At 62.6% G+C, this 17541-nt stretch carries 16 protein-coding genes and 1 pseudogene; 9 read left to right on the forward strand and 8 right to left on the reverse strand.

Going from position 1 to position 17541, the window contains the following annotated elements; all coding sequences use genetic code 11:
• Positions 1–145: 145 nt before the first annotated feature.
• The 4 genes from hisN to JQ574_RS27045 all read left to right on the forward strand — a co-directional run bounded on the left by hisN (position 146) and on the right by JQ574_RS27045 (position 4973).
• Positions 146–925, forward strand: a complete 780-nt coding sequence (gene hisN / locus JQ574_RS27030; protein ID WP_212211452.1) for a histidinol-phosphatase — start codon at positions 146–148, stop codon at positions 923–925.
• Between the two features lie 173 nt (positions 926–1098).
• Positions 1099–1626, forward strand: a complete 528-nt coding sequence (locus JQ574_RS27035; RefSeq protein ID WP_212211453.1) for an isochorismatase family protein — start codon at positions 1099–1101, stop codon at positions 1624–1626.
• Positions 1627–1714: 88 nt separating this feature from the next.
• Complete coding sequence (locus JQ574_RS27040; protein WP_212211454.1) at positions 1715–2683, forward strand: tripartite tricarboxylate transporter substrate binding protein; 969 nt, start codon at positions 1715–1717, stop codon at positions 2681–2683.
• 574 nt (positions 2684–3257) lie between these two features.
• Positions 3258–4973 carry a hypothetical protein gene (locus tag JQ574_RS27045; RefSeq protein ID WP_212211455.1) on the forward strand — a complete coding sequence of 572 codons (1716 nt, stop codon included), beginning with the start codon at positions 3258–3260 and terminating at the stop codon, positions 4971–4973.
• Positions 4974–5070: 97 nt separating this feature from the next.
• Here JQ574_RS27045 and corA read toward each other — a convergent pair whose 3' ends face one another.
• From corA to JQ574_RS27065, 4 genes are all read right to left on the reverse strand, one after another.
• Positions 5071–6036 (reverse strand): magnesium/cobalt transporter CorA, encoded by a 966-nt coding sequence (gene corA / locus JQ574_RS27050; protein ID WP_212211456.1) that lies wholly within the window; start codon positions 6034–6036, stop codon positions 5071–5073.
• Between the two features lie 426 nt (positions 6037–6462).
• The gene (locus JQ574_RS35265; RefSeq protein ID WP_249119622.1) at positions 6463–6909 is read right to left on the reverse strand and encodes a DUF4118 domain-containing protein; all 447 of its coding nucleotides are present in this window, start codon (positions 6907–6909) and stop codon (positions 6463–6465) included.
• A gap of 233 nt (positions 6910–7142) precedes the next feature.
• A complete protein-coding gene (locus JQ574_RS27060; RefSeq protein WP_212211457.1) occupies positions 7143–7790 on the reverse strand; it encodes a glutathione S-transferase family protein in 648 nt (215 codons plus the stop codon).
• Between the two features lie 14 nt (positions 7791–7804).
• The gene (locus JQ574_RS27065; RefSeq protein ID WP_212211465.1) at positions 7805–8698 is read right to left on the reverse strand and encodes a LysR substrate-binding domain-containing protein; all 894 of its coding nucleotides are present in this window, start codon (positions 8696–8698) and stop codon (positions 7805–7807) included.
• A gap of 92 nt (positions 8699–8790) precedes the next feature.
• Between JQ574_RS27065 and JQ574_RS27070 the strand changes: the two genes are divergently transcribed.
• Entirely contained in the window at positions 8791–9543 is a 753-nt protein-coding gene (locus JQ574_RS27070; protein ID WP_212211466.1) for a sulfite exporter TauE/SafE family protein, read from the forward strand.
• A 103-nt stretch (positions 9544–9646) separates the two neighbouring features.
• Here the strand turns inward: JQ574_RS27070 and JQ574_RS27075 are convergent, their stop codons facing one another.
• A complete protein-coding gene (locus JQ574_RS27075) occupies positions 9647–10282 on the reverse strand; it encodes a LysE family translocator (protein ID WP_212211559.1) in 636 nt (211 codons plus the stop codon).
• A gap of 184 nt (positions 10283–10466) precedes the next feature.
• Here JQ574_RS27075 and JQ574_RS27080 point away from each other — a divergent pair, with 184 nt between their 5' ends.
• Together JQ574_RS27080 and JQ574_RS27085 are read left to right on the forward strand one after the other, a co-directional pair.
• A complete protein-coding gene (locus JQ574_RS27080; protein ID WP_212211468.1) occupies positions 10467–12266 on the forward strand; it encodes an adenylate/guanylate cyclase domain-containing protein in 1800 nt (599 codons plus the stop codon).
• A gap of 201 nt (positions 12267–12467) precedes the next feature.
• Positions 12468–13088: pseudogene (locus tag JQ574_RS27085) on the forward strand (cytochrome C); the annotation flags it as partial.
• A 49-nt stretch (positions 13089–13137) separates the two neighbouring features.
• Here the strand turns inward: JQ574_RS27085 and JQ574_RS27090 are convergent.
• The gene (locus JQ574_RS27090; RefSeq protein ID WP_212211472.1) at positions 13138–13548 is read right to left on the reverse strand and encodes a GFA family protein; all 411 of its coding nucleotides are present in this window, start codon (positions 13546–13548) and stop codon (positions 13138–13140) included.
• Positions 13549–13623: 75 nt separating this feature from the next.
• Positions 13624–14571: an alpha/beta fold hydrolase gene (locus JQ574_RS27095; protein WP_212211473.1), complete on the reverse strand. Its 948-nt coding sequence runs from the start codon at positions 14569–14571 to the stop codon at positions 13624–13626.
• Between the two features lie 246 nt (positions 14572–14817).
• Here JQ574_RS27095 and JQ574_RS27100 point away from each other — a divergent pair, with 246 nt between their 5' ends.
• Entirely contained in the window at positions 14818–15288 is a 471-nt protein-coding gene (locus JQ574_RS27100; RefSeq protein ID WP_212211474.1) for an Hsp20 family protein, read from the forward strand.
• Between the two features lie 276 nt (positions 15289–15564).
• A complete protein-coding gene (locus JQ574_RS27105) occupies positions 15565–16338 on the forward strand; it encodes an alpha/beta fold hydrolase (protein ID WP_212211475.1) in 774 nt (257 codons plus the stop codon).
• Positions 16339–16408: 70 nt separating this feature from the next.
• Here the strand turns inward: JQ574_RS27105 and JQ574_RS27110 are convergent, their stop codons facing one another.
• A complete protein-coding gene (locus JQ574_RS27110; protein ID WP_312014713.1) occupies positions 16409–17224 on the reverse strand; it encodes a hypothetical protein in 816 nt (271 codons plus the stop codon).
• Positions 17225–17541 lie beyond the last annotated feature (317 nt).

Consider the following 17541-nt stretch of genomic DNA (forward strand, 5'->3'; position numbering starts at 1 on the left):
CAAGGGGGACCCTGAGTCGGATGAAGAGGGGCCCTTAGTCGGATGAGATGGGAATAACATTCCGTTAATCGTGCGCCCATCGCAGGATTGAGCTAGGCAAGAACGGGAACGCTTGAACATCCCTCCGCCCTTTCAAGGAACTGCCGTGACGGTCATCGATTTCACAGCCTTTATCGGCCGCCTTGCGACCGCCTCCGGCGAAACCATTCTGCCATTCTTTCGGACCTCGCTTTCGATCGACAACAAGAGCGCCAAGGATTTCGATCCCGTCACCGAGGCCGACCGCGCCGCCGAGGCTGTCATGCGCCGGCTGATCAAGGGCAACTTTCCCCAGCACGGCATCGTCGGCGAGGAATTCGGCAACGAGCAGGAAAACGCCGAATATGTCTGGGTGCTCGATCCGATCGACGGCACCAAATCCTTCATCGCGGGATTCCCGATCTGGGGCACGCTGATCGCGCTGATGCACCGGGGCACACCGGTGTTCGGGATGATGCACCAGCCTTATATCGGCGAGCGTTTTTCCGGCGACAGCGGCTCGGCGCATTATTCCGGCCCTTCCGGCGAGCGGAAGCTTTCCGTGCGGCGCTGCGCCTCGCTGAAGGATGCGACCTCCTACACCACCAGCCCGCTGCTGATGAACGCCGCCGACCGGGCCGCCTTCGGCCGCGTCGAAGAGGCGGTGAAGCTGACGCGCTATGGCGGCGATTGCTATTCCTATTGCATGCTGGCGGCCGGTCATCTCGACCTCGTGGTCGAGACCGAGCTGAAACCCTATGACATCGCCGCCTTGATCCCGATCATCACCGGCGCCGGCGGCATCGTCACCACCTGGGACGGCAAGCCCGCCCAAAGCGGCGGCCGCATCATCGCCGCCGGCGACGCCCGCGTGCACGAAGCGGCGATGAAACTACTCAACAGCTAGCGCATTCTTTTTAAAGACGATCTTCGGGCAAACACTTGGTGTTGCCCCCCGGAGTACCGGTTCCACCCCGCATCGAGTGCGGGGCGAGCCCCGCAACACGTGCGGGGCAGGCTTTTTTCCTCGGGACAAACGGTTTGGCCGGCGATCGTGCTCCAGGCCACGGAAGGCACCGCATGGACGCACTGCTGATCGTGGACATGCAGGTCGGGCTGCGGAGCGGCGATCCCAAGCACGATCTGCCAGGGGTCATCGACCGCATCAACCGGCTCGCCGCCAGCGTGCGCGCGCAGTCCGGCATGGTCATCTTCATTCAGCACTGCGGCGATGCCGGTGACGATTTCGAACCGCAATCGCCGGGTTGGGCGCTGCTTCCCGAACTCATCAGGGATCCGGCCGATGTCGTCGTTCAGAAGAGCATGAACGACCCCTTCGCCGGCGCCGAGTTGCAAGCCCGCCTCGGCAGGATCGCACCCGACCGCGTGCTGGTGACCGGCTGGGCCACCGATCTGTGCGTCGATGCGACCGTCCGATCCGCCGTCTCGAACCAGCACAACGTCGTCGTAGTGACCGATGCCCACACCTTGAGCGACCGCCCCCACCTCGATGCGGTCAGCGTCATGCGGCATCATCATTGGGTCTGGTGCAATCTCATTTCCCAAAAACCCGTCCGCCTCGCGGCCACCGACGAACTCGTGCCTTGACCAAGCGATGACGTAACCCGGGGTACAAAAAATCTGCTATAAGCCGCGACGCGACAGACGCTTTAGACATCTGCGCAGGGAGGCTTGCATGAGGATTTGGGGCGCGCTGGCGACCGGATTGTCGCTGCTGCTATTGCCGGCCGCGGGCTCAGCACAGGATTTTCCAACCAAACCAATCAAACTGATCGTGCCGTTCCCACCCGGCGGGCCGAACGACATCATCGCCCGCGTGGTCGGCCAGCGCATGTCGGAACTGGTCAAGCAGCCGATCGTGATTGAAAATCGCAGCGGACAGGCCGGAGTGCTGGGCACCGACGCGGTCGCGAAAGCTGCGCCCGACGGCTACACCATCGCCATCACCAGCGCGAGTTCGCTCGTCATCAACCCGTCGCTGGAGAAAATGCCCTACGACGTGCGAAAGGACCTCGCACCGGTCACGCTTGTTGTGACCGTGCCGGAAATGCTGGTCGTGGCCAGCAACGTTCCGGCCAACAACATGGCCGAACTGATCGCCCTCGCCAAGGCGCAGCCCGGCAAGCTCAATTTTGCCTCCGCCGGCGTCGGCGGCCTGCCGCATCTGGCCGGCGAACTGTTCAAGCTGACCGCAAAACTCGACATCGTGCATGTGCCGTATCGCGGCGCCGCGCCCGCCATCAACGACCTGCTCGGCCAGCAGGTGCAGATGACGTTCCTCGACCTGCCGGTGATCCTGCCGCATATCAAGGCGGGCTCCCTGAAGCCAATTGCATTGGGCGCCCCCACCCGCGCCCCGACCGCGCCCGACGTGCCGACCACGGCGGAAGTCGGCATGCCCGATCTGTTGATCGAGAACTGGTACGGCATGATCGCGCCGGGCGGCACGCCCGAGAAGATCATCACTGAGCTGAACCGCATCGCCAACGAGGCGATGGCCGATCCGAGCGTCAAGGCAAAACTCGCCGATCAGGGCCTCACGGTTGCCGGCGACAGCCCGGAACATTTCCGCGGCTTCATCGACTCTGAAATCAAGAAGTGGTCGAAGGTGATCAAGGAGGCCGGACTGGAGACGGCGAAGTAATTCTCTCCAGGCGTAATTCTCTTCAAGAACGGCGCTGTGCTCACGCCTTGCTGCCGCTCTCGTTTCTGCGCGGGGGGCAGAAAAAAGACGCCGCAACGAAATCTTTCTGGCATCTCCGCCAACACCAGGCGCTACTAGCGGCGAGTCATTGCGCGCGGGCCAGACACCTGCCCACCTGCTGCTCGCAGTAGCGCATGCATTTGTTCTGATGTCCTCGCCAGTCACCGCCCCCGCCAGTGGGGTTGGCACATCTGCCAACGCAATTTGCCGCTCGGTCCTCGCACCGCAAGGGTGAAACTGCTTCTGCCCGTGCATTGAGGAGCATTCCGGTGCCGATGAAGGTGATGGCAAAGAAAAGGTGCCGTATCATGTGACCTCCTGAGAAAAGCATGAGACGCTCGCCAGCCTACTCCTTTCGGGAATGTCGTCTATTGGCCTTTGCGGCATTCCCGCTGCAATGCGGAATTTGGCGTCGTCCGCTTTCGGCGTGCGACAGCAACGCGCGGACAGTGCTTGGTGCTTTTGCCGTATGGTTCAGTATTCTGACCTCCAAACCGAATGTCGAGGACGCGCCATGGTGTCGCAAAGGATCGGCGGGCTGGACTCCAAGGTGGACTCCAAGGCGCGCCTGGCATCGGACCCGATCGAATCCACGCCCGAATCCACACCGCTGGTGCGTACGTTTCACCAGATCCTGCTCTGGCCGCTTCAACTGCTGCCGCTGAAGGAAGGCTCGCAGATCCATCATCACTGGGAGCTGCTCGAGAAGGATGCCGGCCGGATCTGGAAGGAAGTGGATGACGAATTCTGCGCCGATCCCGACGCCTTCCAGGAACGGCACTATCGCGAGTTCGTGACGTTCCTGCCCTATGTGCAGCGTCTGCTCTACGGCGAAGGCGCCAAGCGCCGCTCCATGGCCGCCTACGGCGAATCCCCGATAAAAGCCTACCGCCGGACGGACGTGGCAGCGGTGAGGATACTCTTCCCCGAACGGGACGCACCTGTTGTGTTCGACGTCCGGCACGTCGATCTCTACTTTTTCTATGACGTCGACCTTGTCATTCTTGCCGTCGAAGTATCCGGCTCCGACGTGCCGCTCGACGTGGTGCAGGACTCGCTGCACCGGTTCGGCCGCGCCTATCCCGCGGGCTGGACCGCAGAGGGAGACGGCATCAACTGCCCCCGCAAGGTGGAATGGCTGGCGGCAGACGGGCGCGTGCTCGCGGTGTCGGACTACGAGGACAGAAAACAGTATCTGGCATCGGTGTGTCGCGAGCGGGCGCCGCCGCTCGCGGCGCACTGGCAATATTTGCTCAACCCGATGGCGGCCCATCACTCCGATCAGGCGGGCGCGCTGCGGTTCCGCCAACTCGAATATTACCGCATGCCGTTGATGGCTTATCTCGCCGTCGAACATCCGGAGCAACTGACGCGGGCAGACTTTGCCCGGCTGGCCTACGCGAACGCGCCCGGCGACCGGCATGCGCTGCCCTACTCCGAGAAATATCTGGCGAGCTTCGAAGAAAACCATTGCTACGACAGGTACTATGACGAAACGCAAGCCGACGCCCGGCTGCGCACACGCGTGATGTGTTGCGATCACGCGTTCCTCATCGTCGGCGACGCCGCGAGGCCCGTATTCCTGGATGCGGAGCGCGGCGTTCTTGGCCAGTTCCGTCATCAGTTCTTTCTGCTGGCGCTGATCGCGCACATGCACAAGGGCGCCTTGCTGATGATGTCCGACCGCCTGGTGCACGCTGTGACGCGCCTCAATATCGAGCAGCAGGAAACCGTGCGACGATTCCGCGCCGAGATCAGGGGCCTACTCGAAATATTCCTTCGCTTCACCCACCGCTACTGGTTTCACGACGTATCGGAGCACGTGCAGACGCGCGAGGTGTTCCATGCCCTGGTCAAACACCTCGGCACCGACCGCCTGTACGTCGATATTCGCGAAGAGCTGAAGGATATGGGCGCCTATCTCGACAGCGATCTGCTGCGTCGCCAGTCGAACATCTTCCTCAGGCTGACCGTCGTGACCATGATCGGCCTGATCGGCACCACCACGACGGGCTTCCTCGGCATGAGCAGCCTGATCGCCGCAACCGACCATCATCTCGCGGCGAAGACAATTTACGTAGCCGTAACGGCAACCGCTTTCGCCGCGCTCACGCTCTATACGCTGGCAAAGTCGCAGCGCATTGCCGGTTTCCTCGATGCGCTGACCAACGAACGATTGCCGCTGCGAACGAAGGCCGACGCATTGCTGGATATCTGGCGCAAGAAGTGATGACTTATTGCCGCTTTTGGCGGGATAGCGGACATTCGGCCGCCGCGTGATCTATCATTGCCCCCAACTCGGTCATGCGGCGAACCACATACTCGTATCAGAGCCATCGAGCGCATTTGAAACGCACATAAAGCACCGCGCAAAGCAGGGCGATAATTCCGACCACGACAAAGTAGCCGTACTGCGTCTTCAACTCGGGCATGTTTTCGAAATTCATGCCGTAGATTCCGGCGATCGCGGTGGGCACGGCCAGGATCGCGGCCCACGCGGCCAGCTGCCGCGTAATCGCGCTCTGACGTTGCTGCTCCAATAGATTGCTCACTTCGAAGACCGAGGTCAGCACGTCTCGCAACGAGTTCACCATCGCCTCGACGCGCCGCACGTGGTCCAGGACGTCTTGAAAATAGGGCCGGGCGTTGGCATCGAGGCACGGTGTCTCAAGGTGGACGAGCCGGCCGCAGACCTCCATCATGGGGCCGATAATTCGCTGAAAGCGGATCAGTTCCTGACGCAGCCCGAACAGCCGTTTGACGTCTGCGCGACTGAGGAAGCTGTCAAGCGCGCTTTGCTCCATCTTGAGAACGTGTTCCTCGATCGTCTCGACCACCGGCAGGTATCCATCAACGATGAAGTCGAGGATGGCGTGCAGGACATAATCCGGACCATGTCTCAGCAAGCTGGGAGCCGCTTCGAGTTGGGCGCGCAGTTCGCTGTGCGCCCGCGCCGAGCCATGCCGAACCGTAATGATAAAATTCTTTCCGACAAAGATCGCTGTTTCGCCATAGGCGATGTGATCCTGCTCAAGATGAGCCGTGCGCGTCATGACAAACAGCTGGTCACCGTAGACGTCAACTTTCGGCAGTTGGTTTGCCTTGAACGCGTCCTCGATCGCGAGCGGATGAAGCCCGTAGTTCTTCTCGAGTTGCTCAAGCTCTCGTTTCGAAGGCTCGAACAACCCGATCCAGACAAACTCGGACTTGCCCTTGCAATCGATGGGCTCGTCCAGCGAAACGGCCCTTGCACTCTTGCCGTTGCGATACAGGTGGGCAGCCACGACGCTCACAACGAACTTCCTCCGGACGACCTATTCAGCGGGGCTTCCAGCCCGTGCATGTTGACGATCTAGCACCAGGGCCAAAACACTCGCAACGATGTTGACGAGCGTATCCGGCGCCGAAGGACGTTCATCCGGGTCGAACGCTAGTCCAATGACGGCATTCGGGCCTCCGGCCGTCTTTACGGGCCAAAAGTCGAAGCGCGACGCCAGATTCGGATAGACTTCGCAACGCTGGACAGTTCCCGTCGACAGCGATGATCGCGCCGCATTCAGTTCGGCCTCCTGGGGTTCCACGTCGCCGGCTGCCTTGAGGGAAACGACCCTGTCCCGGTAACAAGCATCACGACAGCGGGAACCTGGAAGATCGCTTCAAGGGCCTGGGAAGTGATCGAGACGATCGCGTTGGTATCGTCGGCCGCGACGACGTCACGGCTATAGTTTTGCAGCGCCGTCGCCTGCCTTCTTAACGAGGCCGCCTCGATCGCCCTCCGGCCAGAGGTGAAGGCAACGCCACTCGCAATGAGGCCGACCACCGAACAGCAGCCCGATCGCCCAGATGTTTGCCACATCGTCGACGGCGAGTGAGTAGCGAGGATCAATGAAGAAGAAATTGAAAGCAAGGGCGCCAAGGATCGCCGAACAGAGAGCCGGTCCGAGGCCGAGGCTAACGCCCGCGATGATCACCGGTACGACGAATACGAGCGACAAATTGGGGATCGCGATCTTGCTGTCCACACCGATCGCGACGACCGTCGCGAGGGCGATCATTGCGATTGCAGCAAGGTATCGCATCACCGGCGATGTTATCGGGCCTAGGAGGCTATCGGTATCGGACGCAGGTGCAACGTCCAACGGCAGCTTCGATTCAATATCGACCATCGCTTCAACTCCTGGCTGGGACGCAGGGCCACACGAACAAAGAGCGCCAGCAGTACGGCGAGGCGCACTCTCCATTCCGCTCGGTAGTGACTTCCGACAGCACGATAGAGATTGGTCCGTTGGCATATAAAGTCGATATGACAAAGCTGCGCGCGATATAGGAATCTCATAAGCGCTGATGGCCGCTGTTCGCCGTCGGGCTGCTGGAATGTCGCCGATTGGCGAGGAGGCCCTCAGTAATCCAGCCGCCCGAATAATTCCCCGAACGGAATCATGATGTGGGTCCGGTACGCCTCGCGCGTTTGCAAGGCGCGGTACCAGCGCTCGACCTGCGGCAATGACGGGCGGTCGATTTCCAGCTCGAAGTAACGGTAGAGCGACGTCCCGGCCGTGATGTCGGCAAGCGACAAGGACTCGCCGAGCAGGAAGCTACGCCCCTCCAGCAACCGGTCGAGTTTTTCGAAATTCCTGGCGCAACGCGCCAATGCGGCCTTGATCGCCGGCCAGTTTCGCTTGTCTTCCGGTGTCCGGTAAAATCCCCAGAACACACCGGTGAGGAAATCCGGTTGCAGCGCGGTTTGCGACCAATCCATCCAGCCGTCGACGGCGGCACGGACGACGGGATCATCTGACCAGAATCGACCAGCGCCGTGGCGCGCGGCCAGATATCGGAGGATCGCATGCGATTCCCACACAATGGTCTCGCCGTCCTTGACGACGGGAATGCGGCCGTGCGGGTTCATCGCCAGAAACGCCGGCGCATCGAGTCCGCCCGCCGAGCCGCCGGCATCGATATGTTCATGCGCGAGTTCAAGCTCACCGATCAGCCACATGACTTTCTGGACGTTGAATGAACTGCGGCGTCCCCAGACCTTGAGCATTCTCTTTCTCCAAATTACTTCGGCGCCATCCTGCGCAGATGTTCCACCAACTGCTGCGCCGGCTTCGGCAGCGACTTGAAACTGCGGGCGCAGATCGCAAGTCTGCGGTTGGCCCAGGGATCCCTGATCCTGACGACGCTGATCTTCATCGACCGCGCGCAGCGCCTGGCCGCTACTTCCGGCATCACGGCGACACCGATGCCGGCAGAAACCATCTGCCCGATCGCATCGAAATTGTTGAGCCGGGCGCGAAACCGCAAGCGTGCACCGAGCCGCGCGGCGTGGCCGGTGACATGGGCGTGCAGCGCGCTCGAAGTGATCAGGCCGACGAAATCCCGCTCCACCACCTCGCGGAAATCGACCTGCCGCCGGTTCGACAGTTCGTCTTGGCGCGCGGTGACCAGCACCAGGCGGTCTTCGCTGTAGGGGATCCGCTCGATGCCGTCGGGCAGCGCGTGTTCGGCGGCGAGCCCCAGATGAGCGGCGCCGCTGGCGATGGCCCGCGCGATGTCGGCGCTTTCGCGCTCCTCGACGTCGATCGAAATATGCGGATGCTGGCTCAGGAACGCGGCCAGCGCCTTCGGCAGATATTCCGACAGGCCGGAGGTGTTGGCGAGGAAGCGGACGGTGGCCTTGACGCCGCGCGAGAACGCGGCGAGATCGCCGCGCATCGCGTCCACATTGTGCATGACGATGCGAGCATGATCGAGCAGGCTTTCGCCGGCCGGCGTCAGTTCGACGCCGCGGCGGCCACGCTGCAGCAGTGACACGCCGAGCGCGGCTTCCAGGCCCTTGATGCGCGCGCTGGCCGAGGCCAGCGCCAGATGCACGCGGTTCGCGCCATTGGTGATGCTGCGCGTCTCGGCCACCGCGATAAAGAGCTGTAGGTCGACCAGATCGAAGCGCATCACGAATTCCGATATCTGCCTTCGGCGTAGCCGAATGCTGTCTCCGTAATCTCCAGATTGTGCCTGATAGCACGATCGGTCAATGTGGCCGCATGATCGATTCCATGCTCATTCTCATTGCGGCCGCGTTCCTGCTCGCCGGTTTCATCAAGGGCGTCATCGGGCTCGGCCTGCCGACGGTGTCGATGGGGCTGCTCGCGGTAACGATGCCGCCCGGCCAGGCGATCGCGATCGTGATCGTTCCGGCGATCGTCACCAACATCTGGCAGACCTTCGGCGGCCCTTATCTGCGCGACATCATGCGGCGGCTGTGGCCGCTGATGGTCGGCACCGTGATCGGCATCTGGCTCAACGGCGGGCTCTTGACCGGGCCCTATGCGGCCTATGGCACCGTCATCCTCGGCGTGCTGCTGGTGATCTATGCCATCGTCGGCCTGTGCAAATTCAGCTTCAAGGTCGCGCAACGCGACGAGAAGTGGATCGGCGGCATCGTCGGCCTTGTCACCGGCGTGATCTCGGCCGCGACCGGCGTTCAGGTCATCCCGTCAATGCCGTTCATGCAGGCGATCGGCATGCAGAAGGACGAACTGGTGCAGGCGCTCGGCGTGTTCTTCACGGTCGCCACCGTGGCGCTCGCCTTCAACATCACCGCGGCGGGCCTGCTGACGGCCGCAACCGCGCTGCCGGGCGCGGTGGCGATGGCGGCGTCCTTTGCCGGCATGTTCATCGGCCAGGCGGTGCGAACGCGGATGCAGCCGGACGTGTTCCGCCGCTGGTTCCTGATCGCGATGATCTTCCTCGGGCTCTATCTCGCCGTCGGCGGGTTTCTGAAAATTCACGGCTAGAACCCGGTTCTGGCTGGATCAGAACCAGGTTCCAGCTATCTTGCTTTGACGCGTTTTCCTGACGCGAACTGGCTTGAAAGGCGCCTCACCCAAATGGGGTAGATCAGCGGGTCTGCAGCATCGCCACGCGAATCCCGAGATAGATAAACATCCCGCCGAGCACGCGGTTGATCCAGGCGATCACGCGCTGGGAGTGCCTGATGCGGGAGGCGGCCTTCGACGCAAAGGCTGCGACGCCGAGGCACCACAGCGTGCCATTGAAGATGAAGATCAGGCCGAGGGCCAGGAAGGCCGCCGTCTTGTGCGGCGAATCGGCGGCTACGAATTGTGGCAGGAACGCCAGGAAGAACAGTGCGACCTTGGGATTGAGGACGTTGGTCAAGGCCCCCTGCCAGAACACGCGGCGCAGCGAGACCGTCCCGTCCTGCACGGCTGCTTCAGCAATTGGGGCCGCGCGCGACAGCAGCATCTGGAAGCCCGTAAACACCAGATAGGCCGCGCCGACCAGCTTCAGGACCGTAAAGGCCGCCGCCGACGTCATCAGCAGCGCGGACAGGCCAATCGCTGCACCGAACACGTGAACCAGACAGCCACTGCAGATGCCGAGCGCGGCCGCCGCCCCGCCGCGCCAGCCCAACTGGATGCTGCGGCCGATGATGTAGGCGGTATCGGGGCCCGGCGTGACATTAAGCAGCAACCCCGAGAGGATGAACAACCAGAGTTCGTTTATGCCGAGCAGCTCGCCCATGATTTTGACCAGTTCCCTCGTGACAATCCATTGGTCCAGCGCATGCCAATCGCAATTGGATTGCGTTACTATCACTTCTGGATCGGCCTTCCGCCAGATACAGCGTATTTAATAATCATTGGAATCGCTTGGCCGACCGCATAGTGGTATGCAAGCGCGGGAGTTTTAGGGATACATGGAAAGACGGCTAGCCGCCATCGTTTGCGCTGATGTCGCCGGCTATTCCCGCATGATGGGAGCCGACGAGGCGGGCACGCATGCCACCTTCAAGGCTCACCGCACCGCGATCTACCCGATCATCCTCAACCATGGCGGCCGTCTGGTGAAGAACACCGGCGATGGCTTCCTGCTGGAGTTTCCCAGCATCGTCGGCGCCATCGAGGCCGCGGTCGCGATGCAGATGATGATGGCCGAACGAAACCATCATTTGCCCACCGACCGTGTGATGCAATTCCGTATGGGCATCCATATGGGCGACGTGATGGCCGACGAGGACGAGGTGTTCGGCGACGACGTCAACATCGCGGTCCGGCTCGAATCGGTGGCCGCCCCGGGCGGCGTGGCTGTGTCGGGCAAGGCCTATGGCGAGGCCGGCAAGCGCCTCAGCGTGCCCTTCATCGACGCCGGCCCGCACCGGTTCAAGAACATCGAGGAGCCGGTCAGCGTCTGGTCCTGGGAGCCTGAGGGCGCCGACCACCGCAGCCGCGAGGCGAGGGATCCCGCGAACCTGCCTGCGCAATACCGGACCGCGATCGTCGGCGTGCTGCCGTTCGCCAATCTGAGCGAGAGCGCCGACGAGTATTTCTCCGACGGCCTCACCGAGGACCTGATCCACGCATTGTCGCTGCAATCGTTCTACCGGGTGCTGAGCCGCAACTCGACGTTCTCCTTCAAGGGCAAGAACCTGAGCACGCGCCTGATCGCGCGCGAGATCGACGCGAGCTACCTGATCCAGGGCTCGGTGCGCCGCGCCGGCAGCAAGATCCGCGTCACCGCCGAGCTGATCGCGCCCGAGAACGGCGAGCAATTATGGACCGGCCGCTACGACCGCGACATGGGCGACCTGTTCGCGATGCAGGACGAGATCACCACCAGCCTGTCGGCGGCGATCGCGGCCGAGATCTACCGGGCCGAGGCTTCCGCCCCTCCCCGGCCGTCGTCGAATGACCTGACCGCATGGGACCGCTTCCTCAAGGGGCTTTCCTATTATTACCTGCAGACCAAAGCCGATTTCGAAACCTCGATCGGCCTGTTCAGGGAGGCGATCGCGCTCGATCCGACGCTGTCGATCGCCCGCGCCTATCTCGCCACCATCATGATGCAGAGCATCCAGTTCGGATGGATCAAGAGCACGCGCGAACTGTGGACCACGGCGATGGATCTGGCCGAGAGCAGCGTCAGGCTTGATCCGCGCTCGTCCTTTGCCTTCCAGATCGTCGCCTATCTGCACGCCCTGGAAGGGCATCACGAGGTCTCCATGGATGCCGCGAACCGGGCGGTCGGGCTGAACCCCTACGACATGGGCGCCCGCGGTGTTCTCGGCTTCTGTTATTTTTACGCAGGCGACCATCGCCAGGCCATCGAACTGATTTCAATGGCGGCGCAGCGCGGGAATTCCGACCCGCGCTATCAATGGGCAGGGGTGAATGCGTTCGCCCATTACCTCGTCGGCCAGTATGACGCCTCGCTGTCCTGGGCCCGCGAACAGCTGTACCTCAATCCCAATCATCTTCAGGCGCTCGCGATTCGCGCAGCCGCGCTCGCCCAGCTCGGGCGCGCCGAGGAAGCAACCAACGCCACTGAAGTCCTGCTGCACAATTATCCGAGCTTTACCGTCGAACGCCATTTGAGCAATTTCCATTGGAAACGGCCCGACGACATCGCCCATTACCGCGACGGCCTGCTGAAGGCCGGCGTTCCCTCCACCAGATTGACGCTCGTCGAGTCGGCGCCGAAGCTTGCCGCCGATTCCTGAAGCGGCCGCGTTGCTTTGCGCCATTTTGTTATCCCGGCCGGCGCGCCTTCGGCCGCTGGTTGACACGGCTTCGAATCCGGCGAAAACTTGGTTGCACCCTGAAGTAGTACACGACCGGCGGATTCTCTTTTCGAATCCATTCCCCTTCAGACCGAGGCCGATTGTCTTTTTCATATTCGCTGCCTTTTCAGGATTGGATCCATGCCAGACCAAGCACCGGCCACGCAGATCGCCGTCTCCAAGAATAATCCCTGCCCGTTCCTGCGCGCGCTGGTCGCGAACGGCTATGTCGACGGCCACATCGTGCCGCTCGGTACGCTGACCGAAGACATCGGGCTGGCGAGCGGCAAAACCGGAATGGGTTTGATCCGGGCGAAGGTGCTCACCTACGGAATTGCGATGATCGCAAACGGCCACCCCTTGAGGAGCGTGACATCAGGCGCAATTCTCGATGAATTGCGCAACGGCCCGCTCGACAAGCATGGCGCTGGCTCCCGCATCCTCGAAGTGGATGGACAGGTCAATCTGGAGCAGATCGAACGCTTCGCGAGCTTCGGCCAGGAATACCGTAATCCCGATGGCGGCACCGAGCCCGGGCTGAACGCCAAGCAGATCGAGACCTTCATGGCGGACAATCTGAAGCGCGACGGCGATAAGGCGCGCTGGACCTATCCGATCATGATGAAGGGCGAATGGCCGGTCCTGCTCGACATTCTCGGCAAGGGCGACGGCGAGACGCGCTACCTCAGCGTGGCGGAAGTCAGGACCCTCTTCGTGGAGCGGCGGTTGCCCGAGCGGATCACGGCGCGGCTGCCGAAGCCACAGGCCGGAAGATAACTACCGACGGCCGCTGCGGCTGGCCACGCATTCGCTACGGCTTCGGCCCGTAGCCCGGAACCCATTTTTCATGCTGGGGCAAGTCGTCATGAATCGTCCACCAGGGCGCACGCGACGACGTAAATACGTGCAGGCGCGGCCGAACCTTGGGATCGTCGTCGAACAAACCGGCGGGGATACTGACCGTCTCCAGATAGCTTGCCTTGCCTGGCGTCAGGCAACCGCAGATCTTGCAACGATAGCGGAAACTGCCGGGTGCGGATTCATAGCGCACGGTCATGTCCTCGCCTGCCGAAAATCGGAACTTGTCCACTTCGACATGAGCGTATGTTGCGAATGCTGCGCCGGTAAGCTTGCGGCAATTGGCACAATGGCAGTGTGTGATCGATCGCACTTTATCGACTTCAAACCTGACCGCGCCGCACAGGCAGCTTCCACGAATCATGATGGCACCTCCAGACTCGAAATATCGCCAGCGCGGTTCGCGTCCGATTGAACCGGATCAAATCAGGGCAAGCAACTATTTAAACAGCGGCGTGCCCGGTACGAAGGCGTCGAACGCGGCCCAGAATTGCGAGCGGTAGCGGTCCTGCTCCTGCAGGATCTCGTGCTTGGACCCGGCGATCACCAGATGCGAGCCGGCGCGCAAATGATAGGCGAATTCCTCGATCGCCGCGGTCGAGACGATGGTGTCGCTGCTGGCGGCCAGCATCAGGATCGGCTGGCGGATTTCGGAAGGATAGTTCGACGCGCGAAAGCCGTGCATCGCGCGAAACGCCGTGTCGGCCCAGGCGACGGTCGGCGAGCCGATGCCCAGCGTCGGGTCTTCTTCCAGGATCGCGGCGTTGCGGGCAAAGCGCACGGGATCGCTGGTGAAGGGATTGTTGATGAAGGACTCGGTGCCGGTCAGCGCGTCGCTGCCTCCAGGCACGTAACGGCCGCCCTGGCCTGCGAGCCGCAGCACCCGCAACATTGTGCGCGCCACAAACGAGGTCCGGCTTCCCGGCAGATCGATCATCGGCGCCGACAGCACCATGCGGTCGAACCAGCGTTTTCCCGCATGCGCGACGCGCAGCATCACCGCACCGCCCATCGAATGCGCCAGCGCGAAATAGGGCGGCGGGCAATCGGGCAGCACCACCTGCTGCACGAAGGTTTCGACGTCGATCTCGAAATCGGAGAAATCGCGGACATAACCCTTGCGTGGATCGCGCAAGCGCCGCGAGGAATGACCCTGGCCGCGCCAGTCGATCATCGCCACCGCGAACCCGCGATCGCGCAGGTCGCGCACCGTCTCGAAATATTTCTCGATCTGCTCGCTGCGGCCCGTGAAGACGCAGACGGTGCCCTTGCGGCCCGCCGGCGGCGCCCAGCGCGCAAAGCGCAGTTCGGCGCCGTCGGGCGTCTTGATGGTGCCGCTGACGACATCCTCCGGAACCGGATTGGCAGGGATCGAGACGAGCGTCATGGACGGGGAACCGGCTAGGAAAGGAGGAATGGAAATCAAGGCGAGCGGGCAAAAAGAGGCTCGATTCGGCCCCTCTTGAACGGTGTTCAGCCCCTCCCATATCATTTCTGTGCAGGCCGCTACCAGTGTTTCGGGAACCCGGACATTTCGTGTTTTGGCTTCAAAACACATGGCTGCACATGGACGAAAGCCCGGCCCGATGGCGGGCGGGTTAACTGCAACAGTCGCTCAATGGAGGACTACCTTATGCGTACCTACGATCTCGCCCCGTTTTATCGTTCCACCGTCGGCTTCGACCGCTTCTTCTCCCTGCTCGACCAGGCAGCGTCAGACGGCAGCCCCGGTTATCCCCCCTACAACATCGAGCGCACCGGCGAGAACGCCTACCGCATCAGCGTCGCGGTCTCCGGCTTCTCGCAAGGCGAGCTTTCGATCGTCGCCAAGGAAAACACGCTGACGATCAAGGGCGAGAAGTCTGCCAACGAGAACGGCCAGGACAAATCCGAAGTGCTGTACCGCGGCATCGCCGCGCGCGCCTTCGAACGCGCCTTCCAGCTTGCCGATTTCGTGCAGGTCAAGAACGCCTCGCTCGAGCACGGCCTGCTCCACGTCGATCTCGTCCGCGAGATTCCCGAGGCCAAGAAGCCGCGCAGCATTCCGATCAGCAACGGCTCCCAAACCCCGCGGGTCGTCGACAGCTCGGCGGTTGCGGCCTAACGCGATCAGGCTTTCAGCAGATATTGGCTGAACGCGAAAACGCCCCGGGAAACCGGGGCGTTTTTTGTTGGCGCAGTCATTCCGGGATGGTCCGGAGGACCAGACTTCAGATGCGCAATTGCGCATCTGAAGTTCGCGCTTTGCGCGCCCCGGAATGACGCCATCGAAACTCAGAGAAATTCACACTGCCGTGAGCGCCGTAACGTCACGCCCCGCGCATCGAAACTCCAATCATGGGCAGCGCATCACGCTGAAAAAATCCACGGAGCAGGTTCGATGAAGATGGTTCAACTGGTAACGGCGCTCGCGGTCACGGCATTTGCGGGATCGCTTGGCACACTCCCGGCGCGGGCCGAGGCAGCGACGCCGGTGGCGCGCAATGTCGTGCTGGTGCACGGGGCGTGGGCGGACGGTTCGAGCTGGTCGGAAGTCATCCCCTATCTGCAGGCCGCGGGGCTGAAGGTCACCGCCGTACAGAATCCGCTGACGTCGCTCGCCGATTCCGTCGCCGCGACCCGCCGCGCGCTGGCGATGCAGGACGGACCGACCGTGCTGGTCGCGCATTCCTGGGGCGGCACCGTGATCAGCGAGACCGGAACGGATCCGAAAGTATCGGCGCTGGTCTATGTCGCCGCGCGCGGCCCTGATGCGGGCGAGGATTTTGTCGCGCTCTCCGGAAAATTCCCGGCCGGGCCGGTGCGCGCCGGGATCCGGGAACATGACGGCTTCACCAAATTGTCGGAGGATTCGTTCCTGAAATATTTCGCCAACGGCGTGGAGCCGAAAAAGGCGGAGGTGCTCTACGCGGTACAGGAGCCGACCGCCGTTTCCCTGTTTGCGGGACGCACCACCGTGGCCGCCTGGCACTCCAAACCGTCATGGTATGCGGTCTCCAGGCAGGACCAGACCATCAATCCCGACCTCGAGCGGTTTCTGGCCAAGCGCATGAAGGCGACCACGGTCGAACTGGACGCGGGTCATCTGTCGCTGGTGTCGCATCCGAAGGAGATCGCCGACCTGATCCTCGCGGCGGCGGGTCATAAGGAATAGGTGGCCGCTCGCCTGATCCCTCCCCGCGCATATGAGGGAGGGATCAGCAAGCGCCGCTGCGGTTTGGTCTCTACTCCAGCCCTTGCACGTTGGGCATGTCCTGGGTCGGGGCGATCTGCGGAGCGGGCTTGGCCGGGACCGCACCTGTCGTCACCGCCGCGGGCGGCGGCGTTTGCGCTTCAGCCGATTTCGGCTGGGCTGCCGCCGATTGCTGCACCGGTTCCGCCGCCGCTGCGGGCTTGGCCGCAGGCTCGACGGTGGCTGGTTGGGCGGCGGCCACCGGTTTGGCCGCCGGTTCGACAGCGGCGGCCGGCTTGGCGGCGGCGGCGAGCGGGCTCGGCTTCGGCACCGGCACGGTGCGGCTGGCAACCTGCGGGGCCGGCTTCGGCGACCACGGCGCGCCCTTGGCATGGGTCGGCGGCAGCGGTCCGGGCGGGCCGTAATTCATGGTCAGATCGTCGTTGAAATTATCGCCCACCCGGTGCGCCGGTATGAAGCGGATGATCCGGCCGGTGCGCGCGTCGATGATCAGGCGGCCGTCATCGCCGCCCCGGTCGATCACCGAAATCGTGTAAACGAGGCCGCGTTGCTGCGGGATGCCGAGCGGCGAAAACCCGCTCTCGCGCAGCACGGTGTAGACTTCGGTCGGCGGCAGCAGCATCGGCCCCTGCCCATAGCCGTAACGCGGCCCGGGATAGGCCGGCGGCGGGGGGTATTGCGCCGGTGGCGCATAACGGGGCGGCGCATAATAGGGGTCGCCAATGTCGGATACCGAATAATAGGGCGAGCGTCCGGCCTCGTAAGGCGCCGGTACCTGCGCCTGCGCGGCCGTTGTGGCGAGAACCATTCCCGCCGCAAAAACCCATCCTGTGAAGAACTTCATCATCCATTGCTCCTGTTAGCCCCTGCCTGGAGCGTGTTCGCTCTCTTGCCCGGCCGTCCCGGAACCGAATTTCATTGTGAAATTCGGCGGTCCTTGGGCCGGATCGCGGCGCGTTTGCCCCAAATCCGGGGCAGTATGTTTCGGCAAGCCGGGGCAGTGTGTTTCGCCGGTTACAGGCACGGATCAGCCATGCGGGCAGGGACTTTCACGCGCTTGTGTGATAGAGAAAAATTTGGCATGGTCGGGAGTTAGGACAGCATCACTGTCTCAATTGTGGGCATTCCCGGCACAGGGATTGCAACGAAAGCCTGGCGGCCTCG

It is taken from the genome of Bradyrhizobium sp. AUGA SZCCT0158 (assembly GCF_018130065.1).
GTDB lineage: Bacteria > Pseudomonadota > Alphaproteobacteria > Rhizobiales > Xanthobacteraceae > Bradyrhizobium.